The sequence below is a fragment of the Rhizobium sp. RU36D genome, from assembly GCF_900176345.1.
In the GTDB taxonomy this organism is placed as follows: domain Bacteria; phylum Pseudomonadota; class Alphaproteobacteria; order Rhizobiales; family Rhizobiaceae; genus Allorhizobium.
Genome location: NZ_FWXU01000004.1, coordinates 62,155 through 79,290 on the forward strand (window position 1 = coordinate 62,155; position 17,136 = coordinate 79,290).

The window sequence follows — 17,136 nt, forward strand, 5'->3', positions numbered from 1 at the left end:
AGCAATGGGTTCTTTTAGCATGTGGCACTGGCTGATCGTCCTGGTGATCGTGCTCCTTCTGTTCGGCCGCGGCAAGATCCCGGAACTGATGGGCGACGTCGCCAAGGGTATCAAGAGCTTCAAGAAGGGCATTACTGACGACGACAGTGCCGACCAGCAGCAGCAGCCTGCGAAGACCGTCGACCACAAGGCCGACGAGGTCAAGTAACCCCCTGGCGGGAAATCCTGCGGCCTTCACCGGCCGCACCGGCTTTGGAGCCCATGAATGCTGGATATTGGCTGGACCGAGCTGCTTGTCATCGCGGTCATTCTGATTGTTGTCGTGGGCCCCAAAGACCTGCCGCCGATGCTTCGTGCCTTCGGCAAGATGACCACGAGGCTTCGCAAGACTGCGGGCGAGTTTCGCTCGCAGTTCGATGAGGCTCTGCGCGAGGCCGAGCTGGATGACGTTCGCAAGACGATCTCCGACGTGCGCGGCCTCAACCCCGCCAATTCGTTGCGCGAGGCCATCAACCCGCTGCGGCAGATGGGTCAGGAGATCAAGGCCGATCTTCAGCGGGCCACTGCGATCGAGATGACGCAGGATACCGGTGAGGACGCCGAGGAAGACTTGGTGGAAATGCTGTCGCCAGACCCGGCGCCGGCGCCAACGTCACCCGCACAGCCTGCCGCAACTGCTCCGGCTGCGGCTACCCCGAATGCAGCGGCTGCAGGTGCGACCCCGGCGCCCGCAACACCGGTTTCGCCTGTTGCGAATGCCAGCCCTGCTGCACCTGCCTCTCCGGCAAGCCCGCCAACGGCCAGCGCTCCTGCCGTTGCTGCACCACAGCCGGCGGTTCAAACCTCTCAGACGACCGTGTCGGCCTCGACGCTGGCAAGTGTGCCCCCGGAACTGGTGGCTGCTCCTGCGCCGGTGGCCGCGGCTGCCAATGCGCCTGCGACGCCCATGGCCGACCCGGCACCGGCCGCAAAGCCGAAGAGGGTGACGAAGAAGACGACCGAGCCAAAGCCGGCAAAGCCCGTTGCTGCCAAGAAGGCGGTATCCGAGGCCGTATCTGACAAGGCCGATGCGCCGAAGATAGCAGCACCGCGCAAAAAGCCCTCGACCACGAAGAAGGACCAAGCATGAGCGCGGATATCGAAGACAAGCCGCAGCCGCTCGTCGAGCACCTGATCGAGCTGCGCAGGCGCCTGATCTGGGCCCTAGCCGCCTTCTTCGTCGCATTCATTGTCTGCTTTGCCTTCGCCAAGGAATTGTTCAATTTCCTGGTCGTGCCTTATCGCTGGGCAGTGATCTGGGCCGGATTGGATCCTGCGAAGGCCGAACTGATCTATACTGCACCCCAGGAATTCTTCTTCACCCAGGTCAAGGTGGCGATGTTCGGGGCCATGGTCATCGCATTTCCGGTGATCGCGTCGCAGATCTACAAGTTCGTAGCGCCGGGCCTGTACAAGAACGAGCGGGCAGCCTTCCTACCGTTCCTCGTCGCATCGCCCCTGCTTTTCCTGCTTGGCGGCGCGCTGGTCTATGGCTTCTTCACGCCCATGGTCATGTGGTTCTTCCTCGCCATGCAGCAGGCGCCGGGCGAAGGCGAGGTGGCGATTTCCCTGATGCCGAAGGTTTCAGAATATCTGAGTCTGATCATGACACTGGTATTTTCCTTCGGACTGGTGTTCCAGCTGCCCGTCGTCACCACGCTGCTGGCCCGCGTCGGCATCCTCGAAAGCCAGTGGCTTGCCGAAAAGCGCAAGTATTTCATCGTGGTGGCTTTTGTCGTTGCGGCCGTGCTGACGCCGCCGGATCCGATCTCCCAGATCGGCCTTGCGCTGCCGACCATCCTTCTTTACGAGGTTTCCATCTATGCGGCGCGCATGGTGGAGCGTGGGCGTTCTGAGGCTGCCAAGGCCGAACAGGGCACTGATATCGACAAGGCTTGATTGGCCCGATCTTCCCCGTCGCGCAGCGGAATGGAGGCCCTCCCACCACTGAGGCGGGCGGGGCCATATCGACCCCGTTGAACGACCTGGAACTGCTATGCTTGACATCAAATGGATTCGTGAAAACGCCGAAGCCCTCGACGCCGCCCTGGCAAAGCGCGGGGCCGAGCCGCTCTCGGCCGGTCTGATCGCGCTTGACGAGAAGCGCCGTTCCGTCGTCCAGGCGCTGCAGGATATGCAGTCGCGCCGCAATGCCGCTTCCAAGGAGATCGGCGCGGCCATGGCCCAGAAGAACACCGAGCTCGCGGAGAAGCTGAAGGCCGAAGTCGCAGGCCTTAAGGACACCATGCCGGCAGCCGAGGAAGAAGAGCGCCGTGTTTCGGCTGATCTCACTGACCAGCTGTCGCGCATCCCCAATATTCCACTTGATGATGTGCCCGTTGGCAAGGATGAGCACGATAACGTCGTCGCCCGCGTGGTCGGCCAGAAGCCCGGCTGGAATCATCCGCCGAAGGAGCATTTCGAAATCGGCGAAGCCCTGGGCTACATGGATTTCGACCGCGCCGCCAAGCTCTCCGGCTCGCGCTTCACGGTACTGACCGGTCCGCTCGCCAAGCTGGAGCGTGCGCTCGGCCAGTTCATGATCGACCTGCATACGACGGAACACGGCTATACCGAAGTCTCCTCGCCGCTGATGGTGCGCGCCGAGGCGATGTATGGCACCGGCCAGTTGCCGAAGTTCGAGGAAGACCTGTTCAAGACCACCGACGGTCGCTACCTCATTCCGACCGCCGAGATCACGCTCACCAATCTCGTGGCCGGCGAAATCCTGGAGCAGGAAAAGCTGCCGTTGCGTTTCACCGCACTGACGCCGTCCTTCCGGTCCGAAGCAGGATCGGCCGGTCGCGACACCCGCGGCATGCTGCGTCAGCATCAGTTCTGGAAGTGCGAGCTCGTGTCGATCACCGATGCGGAAAGCTCGATTGCCGAACATGAGCGCATGACCGCCTGTGCCGAGGAAGTGCTCAAGCGGCTTGGCCTGCATTTCCGCACCATGACGCTTTGCACCGGCGACATGGGCTTCGGCTCGCGCAAGACCTATGACCTGGAGGTTTGGCTGCCGGGACAGAATGCCTATCGCGAGATTTCGTCTTGCTCGGTCTGCGGGGATTTCCAGGCGCGGCGCATGAATGCCCGCTATCGCGGCAAGGACGACAAGGGCACGACCTTCGTCCACACGCTGAACGGCTCCGGAACGGCCGTGGGCCGCTGCCTGATCGCGATCATGGAAAACTACCTGAACGAGGATGGCTCCATCACCGTGCCTGATGTGCTGCTGCCCTATATGGGCGGCATCACGAAGATCGAGCGGATGGCCTGATCGTTAAGAAGAGAGACAGATGCGCATTCTCCTGACCAATGACGACGGCATCCATGCGGAAGGGCTTGCGGTCCTGGAGCGGATTGCCCGCAATCTCTCCGACGATGTCTGGGTTGTCGCGCCGGAGACCGACCAGAGCGGCCTAGCCCATTCGCTGACGATCTCTGAGCCGTTGCGGCTCAGAAAGATCGATGAGAAGCGTTATGCGCTGCGCGGCACGCCGACCGATTGCGTCATCATGGCGGTGCGGGAAGTCATGGGCGGCAAGCCGGACCTGGTGCTGTCGGGCATCAATGTCGGGGCCAATCTGGGCGACGACATCACCTATTCCGGTACGGTCGCAGGCGCCATCGAGGGGGCCATGCAGGGCGTGCGGTCCATTGCGCTCAGCCAGCTCTACGACTATGCCAATGGCGGCCGTGTGGTTCCCTGGGAAGTGGGAGAAAGCCTCGGGCCGGAGTTGATCGACAAGCTGATCAAAGCTGAACTTGCGCCCGGAAGCTTCCTTAACGTCAACTTTCCCCGCTGCGCGCCTGAGCAGGTGCAGGGTGTAGAAGTCACGGCGCAGGGCAAGCTTGATTTTGGCCTCGATGTCGAAAAGCGTGCTGATGGTCGTGGCTTCCCCTATTACTGGCTGCGATTCGGCTCGCGCCTCACCGAGTTTCGCGCCGGCACCGATCTACACGCCATCGAGCACAACAAGATTTCCGTGACGCCGCTCAAGGTCGACATGACGGACTATGCCGCGCAGGACAATGTGGCCCGCGCGCTGGGTATGGGAGCCGCCGATTGAAAACCGGCATGATCGAGAAGGAAGGCTTTGCATCGCTGGTGCTGAGGCTCCGCGCGGAGGGGATTTCCGATATCGATCTGCTGACGGCCGTGGAGCAGACGCCGCGGTCGCAGTTCGTCCCCCCCGAATTTCTCGAACAGGCCTATTCCAGCCGCACGCTGCCTATCGAGTGCGGCGCTTTCATGGAGGGCGCCGACCTCGCAGTCCGGCTGATCGACAGGCTGAAGGTCAAGCCCGGTCAGCGTGTGCTGGAGATCGGTACCGGTAGCGGCTTTACCGCGGGCGTGATCGGGCGGTTGGCCGAACGGGTGATCTCCATCGACAGGTTCCGCACCTTGACCGCCGCGGCGCAGCGTCGGCTGGACGCGCTTGGCCTGCGCAACGTGATTCTACGCCAGGCCGATGGATCGAACGGCCTGCCGGGCGAGGGGACTTTCGACCGCATATTCTCCACGACGGCCTTTCCCGGGGTTCCGCGCTTCATGGCGGAACAACTGGTTTCCGGCGGCGTCATGCTGGCGCCGATCATCCTCTCCGAAGAACAATGCGTCATGGTCCGCCTGACCAAGACTGGCAGCCGTTTCGAGCGGGAAGACCTGTTCGACGTGCCCTATCTGCCGGTCATTCCGAAGCTCGCCGTCCATCTCTGATCCAGGCTCGGATTGCCACGCCGAGGCCTTGCCTCAAGTCCGACGATCCGCCGTCTCTCCGCAAAATTGCTGAAATAGTTGCGAGCGATTCCCTCGGGTTAACCCAACGGTAATACTAACGCGCTTTAATCTTACCATTGAGCGTTGCGTAATATGTGGGTCGAGTTATGCGTATGAGTGTATCGCAGAAAGCCGGACTTCCCGTCGCCAGAATCCTTGGCGCGATGTTGTTGGCCGGTGTCGCTTCGGGATGCAGTTCGGATGCGACGCGCTTCAGCGCTATTTTTACCGACAGTGATCCCCTGACGACGAATTCGGTTCCGCGGCGAACCCTGATGAATATGCGCGGTCAGGCGCCGGTTCCCGCACGCGACGTTGCCTCCGGTGGCATGGTCGCGCCGGCGCCGCAGCCGGATTATAACAGCCGCCAGCAGGCCCTGTCGCAGCCCTATCCCGGCCAGTCGCCGGCTTATGATCCGATGAGCACGTCGACGACCTCGCCCGGCGTGTCGCGGATGCCGGTGGCGCCTGCAAGCGTCCAGCGCACCGAGCTTTCGGCCCCGCGGCCAACGGCATCTGCCGCACGCGACGCTGCCTTGGCGCAACCCTTCCCCTCGGCTCCCGGAGCACAGGAGACGGCCGCTCATAGCCCTGTGGCCCCGGATCCGGTTGTCACCGGTCAGACGCAGCGCGCCGGTGCGGCACCGATGCCGCTGGGTGCGGCGCGCGTCACCCTGGCCCGCGGCGAAACCGTTGGCATTCTCGCGAAGCGTCATGGGGTGAGCGAACAGGCGATCCTCCAGGCAAACGGCATGACGAGCAGCGCCGAGGCCGCGACCGGTCAATCGCTGATCATCCCCAATGCCGGCATTCCGGGCGCCAGCGCCCGTGCGGCTGCCGATCCGGCAAGCTTGCCCGGCAATGTGCCGCTGCCGCGCAATGCTCCCGAACAGAAGGTCGCGGTGCTGCCGGGCGCCAATGCGACGCGTGACAAGGGCACCGTGGATGCGGCAGGCAAGCCCGTGCCGACGGGTGCGGGTGGCGCGGCTGGAGCAGGCGGAACCTATGTCGTTAAGGAAGGCGACACGCTGAACAAGATTGCCAAGGCCACTGGCACGCCGATCAAGGCGCTCAAGGAAGCCAACGGTTTGACCAATGGCGGGATCCGCATCGGCCAGACCCTGAAGCTGCCAGGCGGCGCGCCGGCCAAGGCGGATCCGGTCAAGACGGCCTCCGTGCCGCCGAAGGCTGACACGCCGAAGCCCGCACCGGCAGCCAGCCAGCCGGCCCCGACCAAGACGGTCTCGGACGCTGTGTCTGATGATACCAAGGATGCGGCACCCGAAGCCACTGGCATTGGCAAGTATCGCTGGCCGGTTCGCGGTGCTGTCGTTGCAAGCTATGGCCAGAATGTCGAAGGCAAGCGCAATGATGGTATCGATATCTCCGTGCCGGTTGGAACGCCGGTCAAGGCGGCCGAAAATGGCGTGGTCATCTATGCCGGCAACGGTCTGAAGGAACTGGGCAATACCGTCCTGGTGCGTCATGACGACGGCACCGTCACCGTCTACGGCCATGCCGATGCCATCTCGGTCCAGCGCGGTCAGAAGGTCCAGCGCGGCCAGCAGGTCGCCACATCAGGCATGAGCGGCAATGTGAAGCGTCCGCTTCTCCACTTTCAGGTCCGCAAGGATGCGACGCCTGTGAACCCCATGGGTTTCCTCGAGTAGGTATTGCGTTTTGGAGGAAACCAAGGAAAAGGCCCGGCAAAAAAACCGGGCCTTTTTCACGCTTTCTGACCATGGTGCAGCTATTACTGGCGCTCAATCCGCGTGCCTAGGCGGCTGGCAAGGTCCTGAATATATTGCCAGGCCACGCGGCCGGAGCGGGCGCCCCGCGTGGTTGCCCATTCCAGCGCCTCGGCATGCAGTTTTTCCCTTGATATGCCGAGATCGAAATGGGAGGCATAGCCATCGATCATGCCGAGATAGTCGTCCTGGCTGCATTTGTGGAAGCCGAGCCACAGGCCGAAACGGTCCGATAGGGACACCTTTTCCTCAACGGCCTCGGACGGATTGATGGCGGTCGACTGCTCGTTCTCCATCATGTGGCGCGGCAGCAGGTGGCGGCGGTTGGAGGTGGCGTAGAACAGCACATTATCAGGTCGCCCCTCGATGCCGCCGTCCAGGGCGGCCTTCAGGGATTTGTAGGCGGTGTCATCGTGATCGAAGGACAGGTCGTCGCAGAAGGCGATGACCCGGTAGGGCGCTGCCTTCAGGATGTCGAGAAGTGCCGGCAGCGTCGCGATATCCTCGCGATGAACCTCGACCAGCTTCAATTTTTCGTGTCCTGCCGCCCTGATATCCGCATGCACGGCCTTGACCAGGGATGACTTGCCCATGCCGCGCGCGCCCCAGAGCAGCACATTGTTGGCCGACAGTCCCTCGGCAAAACGCAGCGTGTTCTCATGCAGGATGTCGCGGACGCGATCGACGCCGCGAATAAGGGACAAGGCCACGCGGTTCGGCCTCGGCACGGGCTGCAGATGCAGCCGGGTTGGCGCCCAGACAAAGCAGTCGGCAGCCTCCCAGTCGTTGAAAGCGGGTGGCGGCCCGGCCAGACGCTCCAGCGCGTCTGCCAGCCGCCGGACTTCCTGGAGCAGGGTGTTTATGGGGTCGGTCAAATTTGCCTCCTCGATCTCTCGACGGACGATGCTCATGGTCCGGATTTCATCGGCGGTAGCATGGCGTTTTTGATGCTGAAAGGTTAATAGCCTTGGAAATGGTACGGTTGCGCGCCGTTTGTGTTGCATTCGGTCGGCCCATCACTATATTCCGGCGACCCGAAGCGGGGCAGCTGGGCCTACGCCGGTCAAGCTTATTAGGGAGTCTTTCATGTTTGTTACCGAAGCATTCGCCCAAGGTGCGGAAGCCACGGGTCTGGGCGGAATGGGGTCGGGCCTCGAAATGGTCCTGCTGTTCGCGCCGCTGATGGTGGTGTGGTATTTCTTCCTGATCCGTCCGCAGCGCCAGCAGATGAAGAAGCGTGAAGAGACCCTGTCTGCGATCCGTCGTGGTGACCAGGTTGTGCTCGGCGGCGGTCTCGTCGGCAAGGTGACGAAGGTCGTGGACGACAAGGAATTGGAAGTCGAAATCGCCGAAGGCATCAAGGTTCGTGCCGTTCGCGGTTATGTGGCTGAGGTCCGCGTCAAGGGCGAGCCTGTCAAGGCAGACGCCACTTCCTGATCAAGCCTGGTGCCGCCGGAAACGGCGGCATTGCCATTTTCGGGCCTTGCCGCCCGCCTAACCTGACTTCGAGAGTTTCATGCTATATTTCTCGCGCTGGAAGACCTTTTTTATCTGGTTCGTCGTCGCCATGAGCGTCGTCGTTGCGGCACCGAACCTGTTCAGCGACGAGCAGCTTGCCGAGTTCCCTTCGTTCCTGCCGACGAAGAAGGTCACCCTCGGTCTCGATCTCCAGGGCGGCTCTCACATCATGCTCAAGCTTGAGCGAGCCGATATTATCAAGGAACGTCTGGAAACCACAGTCGGCGACGTCCGGTCCTCGCTGAGGGACGCCGGGATCCGCTATACCGGTCTAAGTGGTGTCGGGCAGCGCGTGCAGGTCCGCATCACCGATGCCGACAAGATGGCTGCAGCGAAGGAAGCCTTGGCCCTGGTCACCACCCCTGTGAGCGTCGGCGGCTTGACCGGCGGTACGATCCAGGAAGTGACCATCGAGGAGCAGGATGGCGGATTGTTGATCCTCAACCTGACGGATGCCGGGATCGACTATCGCGTTTCGTCGGCTGTCAACCAGTCCATGGAAGTGGTGCGCCGCCGCGTCGACGAGTTGGGCACCACGGAGCCTCTGATCCAGCGCCAGGGCGAAGATCGCATCATCGTGCAGGTTCCGGGTCTGACGGATCCGCAGCGTCTCAAGGCCCTGCTCAACCAGACTGCAAAGCTGAGCTTCCGCATGGTCGATGGCACCATGCCGGTTCAGGAGGCGATGAACGGACGTCCGCCGGCCTCGTCGGAAGTGCTGTATTCGATGGACGATCCGCCGGTTCCGTATCTGGTGGAAAAGCAGGTGCTCGTCTCGGGTGAAAACCTCGTTGATGCGCAAGCAAGCTTCAACCAGCAGACCAATGAACCCGTCGTCACCTTCCGGTTCGACAGTCGCGGCGCCCAGCGTTTCGCCCAGGTGACGCAGCAGAATGTCAATCGCCCCTTTGCGATTATCCTCGACAACCAGGTGATCTCGGCGCCGGTCATCCGCGAGCCCATCGTCGGCGGCTCCGGGCAGATCTCTGGTAACTTTACGGTCGATGGCGCCAATGACCTGGCCGTGCTCTTGCGCGCCGGTGCGCTTCCGGCGACGCTGACCGTCGTGGAAGAACGCACCGTTGGTCCAGGCCTTGGCGCTGACTCGATCAATGCCGGTGTCGTCGCCTCCGGCATCGGCGCGATTTTCGTCATTGTCTTCATGCTCGCTTTCTACGGCAGCTTCGGGATCATGGCCAATATCGCGCTAGCGGCCAACATCGTGATGATCTTGGCACTCCTGTCCTTGATCGGGTCGACGCTGACGCTGCCCGGCATTGCCGGTATCGTCTTGACCATGGGCATGGCCGTTGACTCCAACGTTCTTGTTTACGAACGCATTCGTGAAGAGGTGAAGACCGGCAGGCCGCTGGTGCAGGCCATCGAGACCGGCTTCAACAAGGCCTTCGCCACCATTCTCGATGCCAACCTGACGACGCTGATTGCGGCGGCCGTGCTGTTCTTCCTCGGATCCGGGCCGGTTCGCGGCTTCGCCGTGACGCTCGCCGTCGGTATCGTCACGACCGTGTTTACCGCCTTCACCATGACCCAGTGGCTGATGGCTGCGTGGTTCCGCTGGAAGCGCCCGAAGACGCTGCCGAAGGGCGTGCGCACCGGCATGTTCGACACCCAGAACATTCGCTTCATGGCCGTGCGGAATTATACCTTCGCTCTAGCAGCAGCACTCAGCATCGCCTCGCTGGTTGGCTTCTCGACGGCAGGGGTTAATTTCGGCATCGATTTTACAGGCGGCTCGATCGTGGAGGTCAAGGCCCGCTCTGGTGACGCCGATCTTGCCGATATTCGCGAACGGCTGAGCGGATTGAATCTCGGCGACATCCAGGCGCAGGGCTTTGGTGACAGTCAAAGCGCGCTGATCCGCATCCAGGCGCAGGAAGGCGGCGAGAATGCCGAGCAGACGGCCATTACCCTTGTTCGCGGGGAGCTTGAGGACAAGTATGAGTTCCGCCGTGTGGAAGTGGTCGGGCCTGCCGTCTCAAGCGACCTGAGCTACACGGCCACCATCGGCGTCGCCGTCTCGCTGCTGGCGATCCTCGTCTACATCTGGTTCCGCTTCGAATGGCAGTTTGCGCTGGGCTCGATTGTCGCAACACTGCATGACGTGATCCTGACGCTCGGCATCTTCGTCATCACCGGGATCGAATTCAACCTCACCAGTATCGCGGCGATCCTGACGATCATCGGTTACTCGTTGAACGATACCGTCGTTGTCTATGACCGATTGCGTGAGAACCTGCGCCGCTACAAGAAGATGCCGCTGGATGTGCTGATCGATATCTCGATCAACCAGACGCTGTCGCGTACCGTGTTGACTGGCTCGACTACCCTTCTGGCTCTGATCGCGCTCTATTTCTTCGGCGGAGAAGTGATCGCATCCTTCACCCTGGCGATGATTTTCGGCGTGATCATCGGCACGTTCTCGTCCGTCTATATTGCTGCTCCAGTGCTGATCGCCTTCAAGCTGCGGCCGGAAAATTTTGAGAAGGACAAGGATGCCGACAAGGGCAAGCTCGATGCCGGCAGCGTGAAGGCCTGACCGGTGAGCGCAGGCATCGTCATCAGAGAGGCGCATTTCCCGGGAAGGGCGCCGATCGACGCCTATGGCAATGGCGGTTTCCGATTCGCTGATATGTCGCATCGCGGATCCCTGCTGTTGCTGCCTTCAGGCATCTATGGCTGGGATCTGGAAGAGGGCGATCCGTTGATGCGTGATCGCTTTCGCCGTGTGCTGGATGAGGCTGCCTCGATCGAGGTGCTGCTGGTCGGGACGGGCAAAAGCATCCGTCCCATACCGGCCGATCTGAAGTCGGCGCTGCGTGCGGCGCAGATCTCCAGCGATCCGATGAGTACGGGTGCTGCGGTCAGGACCTATAACATCATGCTCGCCGAGCAGCGCGCTGTTGCCGCCGCTTTAATCGCGGTTTGAGCTGATTTTTCTCCGGGGCGGGGCCCTTGCCGCATGCAGACCGACAACGACACCATCTGCCTTGATATGCTCAAGGAGACTGACAAGGACCGGTATCTGGCGACCCTGCTTGCGCCGCAGGAGGCGCAGCCCGATCTTGTGGCACTCTATGCGTTCAATGCCGAACTGGCACGCGTAAGAGATCTCGTTCGCGAGCCGCTTCCCGGCGAGGTGCGCTTGCAATATTGGCGCGATTTGCTCGAGGGCAAGGATCACGGCGAGACGGTCGCCAATCCCGTCGCGTCTGCGCTCGTTGCCGCGATTCGCCGGCACAATCTTCCGCGAGCACCGCTTGTTGCCATGGTCGATGCCCGGACCTTCGATCTCTATGACGACCCCATGGAAGATCGGGCGATGTTCGAAGGCTATGCCGGCGAGACGGCGTCTGCTCTCATCCAACTGGCGAGCCTCGTTCTCGACCCGGCTGCTGCGGCCGGATCGGCTTCCGTCGCGGGCCATGCCGGCGTGGCTCAGGCGGTGGCGGGCGCTGTGCTGCTGATGCCGCAGCACAGGGCGCGCGGTCAGGTCTTTGTGCCGCTGGAAATCCTGCGCGCCATCGGTCTTGATCGCGAGAGTTTCCTGGCAGGAGAGGACCGCAACCGTATTTCAGCAGCGGTCGAAGCCTTTTGCGGCCTCGGTCTCGATCACCTCGCCAAGGCCCGTGCCTCGGGCTTGATTGCGAAACCCTTGGTGCCGTCATACCTCACGGCAACGCTTGCGGGACCGGTTCTTGCCGCTGCCCGTCGGCTGGGGGCAGGCGTGTTCGATCGCGACATCCGGCCGGCGCAATGGCGCCGCCAGTGGCAGATGCTGAGACTTGGCCTGACGCGGCGTCTGTGAGGCCGGGATTTAAAGCGTCACATTCGCGCAAGCCTCGACGGGTAGGCAAATCCGGCACTAGTAGGTCTCGTGAAGACGGAGGCGTGGATTGAGCTTGGTGGTTTGGACAATCGTGTTTGCCCTGGTGGGACTGACCGCCTATGTGTCAACCCGCATGGCCAAAGGCTCCGAGGATGCCTCGCTTGCCGATACCGGCCTCGCAATCCTGGAATTTGGCCGCGCCTTCCCCGGCGAAGCCATCCGCAGCCTGCATCGGACCGCGGACAGCAATGCCGTGTTCGTGCGCCTGCATGACAACAAGGCCGGCTTCATGCGTAATATGGGAAACCACTATGCCTGCCATCTGATCGAGCCGGGCACCGTGCGCGTTCGTGCCTTGCCGGACCAGAACGGTTTTTCGGTCGAATTCCTCGACGCGCCGTTTCACAACGGTTCGTTCTTTTTCAACAGTTCCGCTGAGGCGGCAGAAGTGTCGCTCTGGCTTCTGGGCAACTACGTTGCGGCGGCGGATCGCGACACTATGCCCGTGCCGGCAGGTGGGCGGTAAGCCTGCCGGCCTTCTGCCGCAACTTTTTCAGGCGACGGAAAGCCACTTGCGGCAATCTTCCAAAGCACGTGCCGCAATCAGCTGACGCTTCATGATCGTCTTGTCCTTGCCCCTGAAGCGCTTCACGCCTTCGGGCTTGACGATCGATCCGGGCTCCAGCTCTGGGAAGAGGCCGAAATTGATATTCATCGGCTGGAACGACCGCTTGCCAGGCTCCTCGTCGCTGACGATATGCCCGCCGGTGATGTGGCCGAGCAAGGAGCCCAGCGCTGTCGTGGCCGGCGGAATATCCGGCATCTCGCCCTTGCGGTCTGCCGCGGCAAAACGCCCGGCCAGCAGGCCGATCGATGCGCTCTCGACATAGCCTTCGCAGCCGGTGATCTGCCCGGCGAAGCGCAGGCCCGGACGCGACTTCAGCTGCAGCGTCTGGTCGAGCAGCACCGGAGAGTTGATGTAGGTGTTGCGATGCAGGCCGCCGAGCCGCGCAAATTCCGCATGCTGCAGGCCGGGAATCATCCGGAAGATCTCGGCCTGAGCGCCATAGCGCAGCTTGGTCTGGAAGCCGACCATATTATAGAGCGTGCCAAGCGCGTTGTCCTGCCGCAATTGCACGACCGCGTAGGGCTTCACGGTCGGGTTATGGGCATTGGTCAGGCCCATCGGCTTCATCGGCCCGTGACGCAAGGTTTCGCGCCCGCGCTCTGCCATGATTTCAATCGGCAGGCAGCCGTCGAAATAGGGGGTGCCTTCCCATTCGTGGAAGCCCACCGCATCGCCTGCGATCAGCGCGTCGATGAAGGCGTTGTACTGCGCCTCATCCAGGGGGCAGTTGATGTAGTCCTTGCCGGTGCCACCGGGGCCTACCTTGTCGTAGCGGGACTGGTACCAGCAGATATCCATGTCGATGCTGTCGCGATGCACGATCGGGGCGATGGCGTCGAAAAAGGCAAGCGCCTCCTCACCGGTTTCGGCGCGGATCGATTCTGCCAGGTCCGCTGACGTGAGGGGACCGGTGGCGATGATCGATAGCCCCCATTCCCGAGGCGGTAGCCCCGTCACTTCCTCGCGCACGACGGTAATGAGGGGATTGGCGGCAATCTCGGCGCTCACGGCGGCCGAGAAACCGTCGCGATCAACAGCCAGCGCGCCGCCTGCGGGCACCTGGTGGCGATCGGCGCAGGCCATGATCAACGAGCCGGCCAGCCGCATTTCCGCATGGATCACGCCGACGGCATTCGAGGTCGCATCATCGGAGCGGAAGGAATTGGAGCAGACGAGCTCAGCCAGGTCATCGGTCTTATGGGCGTCGGTGCCCTTTACGCCGCGCATTTCATGCAGGATGACAGGAACGCCGGCCTTGGCGATTTGCCACGCGGCTTCCGAGCCGGCAAGACCGCCGCCGACGACGTGGACAGGAGAGATGGTATCAGCTGTTTTCATGCCGGCTGCTTATCATGGCGCATTGTTGCTTCCAATCGGGCAGAACGCAAAATGGCGCCCGAAGGCGCCATTTCGTCATGCAACCCGGCTGCAAACCGCGCCTCCACCCCTCGTCGGCGGATGCGCGGCGAGCCACGCTCCCCCTTAACGGAAGGAGCGGGAAGCGATGTTGCGGATTTCGTAGCGGGTGATGCCGATGTCCGACAGGGCCTGGTTGGACAGGCTGCCCAGTTCGTTCAGGGTACGGCGATAGCTGATCCAGCTCTTTGCAATGCGAATGGGGTTCATGGTCGTTTCCTCGTGAGATTTCTTGGCTGAGGGAGTGTTTTCCGCATCAGCGATTGGCACTCATATAAGCTGCCGCAGCAATATTGTGCAGTGCAAATTATAAGCGACTGCTATGCAAATAAGCACGGGATTGCCGCTATATGCGGCAGAAGCCAAAAACTGGGCGCGCAGTGGCAAATTTGAGGCATTTCGCCGGCGGTTTGGGGCACGCAAGCCAGAGGCGCTTGAAGGGTGGTGGCTGATTCCAGGCACAAAAAAAGCCCCCCGGGAAACGGGAGGCTATTTGGCGGTCGTTAGACCGATCGTTAGGCGATGGATCAGCCGGCGATGGCGTTACGAGCGACGCGGCGGATGTCTTCGCGGCCAATGCCGAGGTCACGCAGTTCGCGGTCAGACATGCGGCCGAGTTCGGTAACGGTCTGACGATACTTGCGCCAGTTGTTCAGCGAGCGAGTGATGTTCATGGTAAACCCCTTTTGGTTTCGCCGGACTATCTTCTGGCCGGCTCGAATTTGATGAGTCGAATATATGTTGCGTTGCGAAATTCCAAAAGCGCCAATCGAGTATGCCACCTATGCGCATTACGCATCGCTTCATGGTTATCAGATTGATAATTGGGCATTTTGTGGGCAATTCGCAGGCAGTTGTGCGGCGCGGAATTGTGGGTGAAGCCTACAGCATGTCGCGCAAAAGTGTGCAGCGGTTTTGCGATCACGACATGCTGAAACACAGGAGGCTAAAGCGGGGGGGGCAAGCGAATCTGAAAGATCGCGACACGCTTTAGAAACAATAACGCCCACCGGGGGAGGAGGTCCGGTGGGCGCTATGTATAGCGACTGGCAACTGGGAGGAGGAGGGCTGCCAGCCAATTCGGTGCCGCACTGGGAGGAGGAGTGCGCGGCTCCGAAACCTTTTGCGGTGAGAGCACCGCCAGATCAAAACAAGCTCAAAACGCTTTGTATCTGATCTTTGTTAAAAACAACCTACATGCCTCAGCTCTAATTGTGCAGTGCAATATCAGCATGGAAGCCATGCTGTTTTGCATTGCTGTCGCCTGGTGGGATTTCCCCTAGGGTTCGGTGGGCCGAGATCAGCCGCCATCGGCGCCAGCATTGTCTTTCACACCGTTCCGTATCAGATTGCGCCGGGATATCCGGAACGAGACGCCCTTCAGGGTCGACATGGCGGATATTGGGAGCAAGCGGAGCGTTCATGTATCGGGGCAGGCTGCAGAAGGATTTCGACCTCTGGGTCCAGAAGGGTTTGATCGGCAGGCTGCAGGCCGACCAATTGCTGGCCGAATATGATGGACGACGAGAATCGTTCAGCATCGGCACCGTTTTGGCAATCCTGGCCGCCGTGCTGCTATCGGCCTCCCTTCTGATGCTGATCGCCTCGGGCTGGGAGGAGATTCCCCGGCTCGGCAAGATCGGTGGCGTCTTTGCGCTGATCTGGATGTTCCACCTGGCGGCTGCACTGGCATTGCGACGCGGTGCCTCCCGGATTGCGGCAGGTTTGCTCATTCTCGGCAGCGCCAGCTTTGGCGGCGGCATCGCCCTGGTCGGCCAGCAGTATCATCTCTCGGGGGATACGGTCGATGCCATGCTGCTGTGGTTTGCGTTGACGGCGCTGTCGGCGGCGGCGTTCCGCTCTGGCGCCCTGACCGCCATGGCCGGGCTGTTGACCTGGGTGGCGTTCGCCAGCTTTCTGGATCAAATGGATGCACGCTGGGATGATGCCTATGTCGCGGCCATCTTGTGCGCCGCTGCGGTCGTTGCGATTCTGTCCTGGTGGACGCAAGCCGCAGCCATGCATTTCGTTTATCTGCTGCTGCTGGCATTTGCGGTCTGGTTTTATAGCCTCAGCAATGTGGCGACCACCACCGCCATGGCCATGGTGCTGGTAGGCCTGGTTTGCTTTTTCGCGACGACGCTGAAAGCTGTGCCATCCTGGTCGAAAATCATGCAAGGGATCGGCACCGCACCGGCATTTTATGCGCTGAGCCTTGCGCTGATCGGCCTGGGACTGCTGCACATCGACTATGACAGCGGCCTTCGACTTGCAGTGCTCAGCAGCCTCACGCTGGCCGTCTGCATTCTGGCTCTATGGCTTGCAGGTCGCGACAACGGCGCGGTGCGGGTGATCGCCTACGGCGCCTTCGCCGCAGAGGTTCTTTATCTCTCTTTCGTCACGATCGATTCGATGCTCGGCACGTCGGGCTTTTTCCTGCTGTCCGGCTTCGTTGTGGCCATCCTGGCCTTCGCCGTGGTGCGCGTTGAAAAGATGTTTGCTGCCAGAGCAAAAGCAAGGGGTGTCCAATGACCGCGATGCGCATCACTCCCCCGAGGCTCCCGTCTCTCATTGCCGCTATTCTGGTGGCCGCATCGATGACGGCGGTGCTGGGTTTTCAGATCGAAGGCCGTGCCTCGATCCTTCGCGACGGAACGGAAGTGCGGCTGAAGACAAGCCCCGTCGATCCCCGCGATCTGTTCCGTGGCGATTATGTCGTCCTGAACTATGACATCTCCACCATACCGGCCGCCCTCGTCACCGGTCCAACACCTGAACCCTATACCAAGGCGCGGCTGTGGGTGCGGCTGAAGCCGGATGCCGAGGGCTTGTGGATAGTTTCAGAAGCATCCTTCGCCGAGCTGTCATCAACAGATGGAAGCGCGGTGTTGCGCACCTTGCCGCTCCACGTCTTCGATCAGCAGACCTCCGGCAGCAGTTACGTCGTCGACTACGGTATCGAGAGCTACTACGTGCCGGAGGGCGAGGGGCTTGCCATCGAGGAGGCCCGTGATCAATCGAAGGTGACGGTCGCCGTGCGGGTATCCTCGTCAGGCGAGGGACAGATCCGCGCCCTGATTGTCGATGGCAAGGAGGTTTACAGCGAGCCGCTGTATTGAATTGAGTGGTGCGTTGGGCCGCTGGCGCGTGCATTTTT

The 17,136-nt window shown here is 61.5% G+C and carries 18 protein-coding genes; 14 read left to right on the forward strand and 4 right to left on the reverse strand.

Annotation, left to right across the window (positions count from 1 at the left end):
- The first annotated feature begins 4 nt into the window (after positions 1 to 4).
- The 7 genes from B9A97_RS06465 to B9A97_RS06495 all read left to right on the forward strand — a co-directional run bounded on the left by B9A97_RS06465 (position 5) and on the right by B9A97_RS06495 (position 6,492).
- A complete protein-coding gene (locus tag B9A97_RS06465; RefSeq protein WP_084364220.1) occupies positions 5 to 208 on the forward strand; it encodes a twin-arginine translocase TatA/TatE family subunit in 204 nt (67 codons plus the stop codon).
- A 57-nt stretch (positions 209 to 265) separates the two neighbouring features.
- Positions 266 to 1,129 carry a Sec-independent protein translocase protein TatB gene (gene tatB, locus B9A97_RS06470; protein ID WP_084364221.1) on the forward strand — a complete coding sequence of 288 codons (864 nt, stop codon included), beginning with the start codon at positions 266 to 268 and terminating at the stop codon, positions 1,127 to 1,129.
- Positions 1,126 to 1,938 (forward strand): twin-arginine translocase subunit TatC, encoded by an 813-nt coding sequence (gene tatC / locus B9A97_RS06475; RefSeq protein WP_084364222.1) that lies wholly within the window; start codon positions 1,126 to 1,128, stop codon positions 1,936 to 1,938. The genes tatB and tatC overlap by 4 nt, the downstream gene beginning before the upstream one ends.
- Positions 1,939 to 2,035: 97 nt before the next feature.
- Entirely contained in the window at positions 2,036 to 3,319 is a 1,284-nt protein-coding gene (serS, locus tag B9A97_RS06480; RefSeq protein ID WP_084364223.1) for a serine--tRNA ligase, read from the forward strand.
- Between the two features lie 19 nt (positions 3,320 to 3,338).
- Positions 3,339 to 4,112 (forward strand): 5'/3'-nucleotidase SurE, encoded by a 774-nt coding sequence (gene surE, locus B9A97_RS06485; protein WP_084364224.1) that lies wholly within the window; start codon positions 3,339 to 3,341, stop codon positions 4,110 to 4,112.
- A gap of 8 nt (positions 4,113 to 4,120) precedes the next feature.
- A complete protein-coding gene (locus B9A97_RS06490; protein ID WP_084364225.1) occupies positions 4,121 to 4,762 on the forward strand; it encodes a protein-L-isoaspartate(D-aspartate) O-methyltransferase in 642 nt (213 codons plus the stop codon).
- A 335-nt stretch (positions 4,763 to 5,097) separates the two neighbouring features.
- The gene (locus B9A97_RS06495) at positions 5,098 to 6,492 is read left to right on the forward strand and encodes a peptidoglycan DD-metalloendopeptidase family protein (protein WP_348532391.1); all 1,395 of its coding nucleotides are present in this window, start codon (positions 5,098 to 5,100) and stop codon (positions 6,490 to 6,492) included.
- 83 nt (positions 6,493 to 6,575) lie between these two features.
- Here the strand turns inward: B9A97_RS06495 and B9A97_RS06500 are convergent, their stop codons facing one another.
- Complete coding sequence (locus tag B9A97_RS06500; RefSeq protein ID WP_084364450.1) at positions 6,576 to 7,445, reverse strand: ATP-binding protein; 870 nt, start codon at positions 7,443 to 7,445, stop codon at positions 6,576 to 6,578.
- A gap of 211 nt (positions 7,446 to 7,656) precedes the next feature.
- On the opposite strand from B9A97_RS06500, the gene yajC reads away from it, so the two are divergent.
- From yajC to B9A97_RS06525, 5 genes are all read left to right on the forward strand, one after another.
- Positions 7,657 to 8,007, forward strand: a complete 351-nt coding sequence (yajC, locus tag B9A97_RS06505; RefSeq protein WP_084364227.1) for a preprotein translocase subunit YajC — start codon at positions 7,657 to 7,659, stop codon at positions 8,005 to 8,007.
- A 79-nt stretch (positions 8,008 to 8,086) separates the two neighbouring features.
- Entirely contained in the window at positions 8,087 to 10,645 is a 2,559-nt protein-coding gene (gene secDF, locus B9A97_RS06510; protein ID WP_084364228.1) for a protein translocase subunit SecDF, read from the forward strand.
- Positions 10,646 to 10,648: 3 nt separating this feature from the next.
- Positions 10,649 to 11,035 (forward strand): Mth938-like domain-containing protein, encoded by a 387-nt coding sequence (locus B9A97_RS06515; RefSeq protein ID WP_084364229.1) that lies wholly within the window; start codon positions 10,649 to 10,651, stop codon positions 11,033 to 11,035.
- 33 nt (positions 11,036 to 11,068) lie between these two features.
- Complete coding sequence (locus tag B9A97_RS06520) at positions 11,069 to 11,914, forward strand: phytoene/squalene synthase family protein (RefSeq protein ID WP_084364230.1); 846 nt, start codon at positions 11,069 to 11,071, stop codon at positions 11,912 to 11,914.
- A gap of 88 nt (positions 11,915 to 12,002) precedes the next feature.
- The gene (locus tag B9A97_RS06525) at positions 12,003 to 12,461 is read left to right on the forward strand and encodes a hypothetical protein (protein WP_084364231.1); all 459 of its coding nucleotides are present in this window, start codon (positions 12,003 to 12,005) and stop codon (positions 12,459 to 12,461) included.
- 27 nt (positions 12,462 to 12,488) lie between these two features.
- Here the strand turns inward: B9A97_RS06525 and trmFO are convergent, their stop codons facing one another.
- From trmFO to B9A97_RS06540, 3 genes are all read right to left on the reverse strand, one after another.
- Entirely contained in the window at positions 12,489 to 13,901 is a 1,413-nt protein-coding gene (trmFO, locus tag B9A97_RS06530) for a methylenetetrahydrofolate--tRNA-(uracil(54)-C(5))-methyltransferase (FADH(2)-oxidizing) TrmFO (RefSeq protein WP_084364232.1), read from the reverse strand.
- A 144-nt stretch (positions 13,902 to 14,045) separates the two neighbouring features.
- Positions 14,046 to 14,189, reverse strand: a complete 144-nt coding sequence (locus B9A97_RS30385; protein WP_084364233.1) for a DUF1127 domain-containing protein — start codon at positions 14,187 to 14,189, stop codon at positions 14,046 to 14,048.
- A 317-nt stretch (positions 14,190 to 14,506) separates the two neighbouring features.
- A complete protein-coding gene (locus B9A97_RS06540) occupies positions 14,507 to 14,653 on the reverse strand; it encodes a DUF1127 domain-containing protein (protein WP_084364234.1) in 147 nt (48 codons plus the stop codon).
- 748 nt (positions 14,654 to 15,401) lie between these two features.
- Between B9A97_RS06540 and B9A97_RS06550 the strand changes: the two genes are divergently transcribed.
- Entirely contained in the window at positions 15,402 to 16,511 is a 1,110-nt protein-coding gene (locus B9A97_RS06550; protein WP_084364236.1) for a DUF2157 domain-containing protein, read from the forward strand.
- Positions 16,508 to 17,098 (forward strand): GDYXXLXY domain-containing protein, encoded by a 591-nt coding sequence (locus tag B9A97_RS06555; protein ID WP_143530354.1) that lies wholly within the window; start codon positions 16,508 to 16,510, stop codon positions 17,096 to 17,098. Before B9A97_RS06550 ends, B9A97_RS06555 begins: the two co-directional genes overlap by 4 nt.
- Positions 17,099 to 17,136 lie beyond the last annotated feature (38 nt).

Coding starts and splice junctions, on each gene's coding strand:
- B9A97_RS06465 (WP_084364220.1), top strand. CDS start 5: ATGGGTTCTTTTAGCATGTGGCACTGGCTGATCGTCCTGGTGATCGTG.
- tatB (WP_084364221.1), top strand. CDS start 266: ATGCTGGATATTGGCTGGACCGAGCTGCTTGTCATCGCGGTCATTCTG.
- tatC (WP_084364222.1), top strand. CDS start 1,126: ATGAGCGCGGATATCGAAGACAAGCCGCAGCCGCTCGTCGAGCACCTG.
- serS (WP_084364223.1), top strand. CDS start 2,036: ATGCTTGACATCAAATGGATTCGTGAAAACGCCGAAGCCCTCGACGCC.
- surE (WP_084364224.1), top strand. CDS start 3,339: ATGCGCATTCTCCTGACCAATGACGACGGCATCCATGCGGAAGGGCTT.
- B9A97_RS06490 (WP_084364225.1), top strand. CDS start 4,121: ATGATCGAGAAGGAAGGCTTTGCATCGCTGGTGCTGAGGCTCCGCGCG.
- B9A97_RS06495 (WP_348532391.1), top strand. CDS start 5,098: ATGAATATGCGCGGTCAGGCGCCGGTTCCCGCACGCGACGTTGCCTCC.
- yajC (WP_084364227.1), top strand. CDS start 7,657: ATGTTTGTTACCGAAGCATTCGCCCAAGGTGCGGAAGCCACGGGTCTG.
- secDF (WP_084364228.1), top strand. CDS start 8,087: ATGCTATATTTCTCGCGCTGGAAGACCTTTTTTATCTGGTTCGTCGTC.
- B9A97_RS06520 (WP_084364230.1), top strand. CDS start 11,069: ATGCAGACCGACAACGACACCATCTGCCTTGATATGCTCAAGGAGACT.
- trmFO (WP_084364232.1), bottom strand. CDS start 13,901: ATGAAAACAGCTGATACCATCTCTCCTGTCCACGTCGTCGGCGGCGGT.
- B9A97_RS30385 (WP_084364233.1), bottom strand. CDS start 14,189: ATGAACCCCATTCGCATTGCAAAGAGCTGGATCAGCTATCGCCGTACC.
- B9A97_RS06540 (WP_084364234.1), bottom strand. CDS start 14,653: ATGAACATCACTCGCTCGCTGAACAACTGGCGCAAGTATCGTCAGACC.
- B9A97_RS06550 (WP_084364236.1), top strand. CDS start 15,402: ATGTATCGGGGCAGGCTGCAGAAGGATTTCGACCTCTGGGTCCAGAAG.
- B9A97_RS06555 (WP_143530354.1), top strand. CDS start 16,508: ATGACCGCGATGCGCATCACTCCCCCGAGGCTCCCGTCTCTCATTGCC.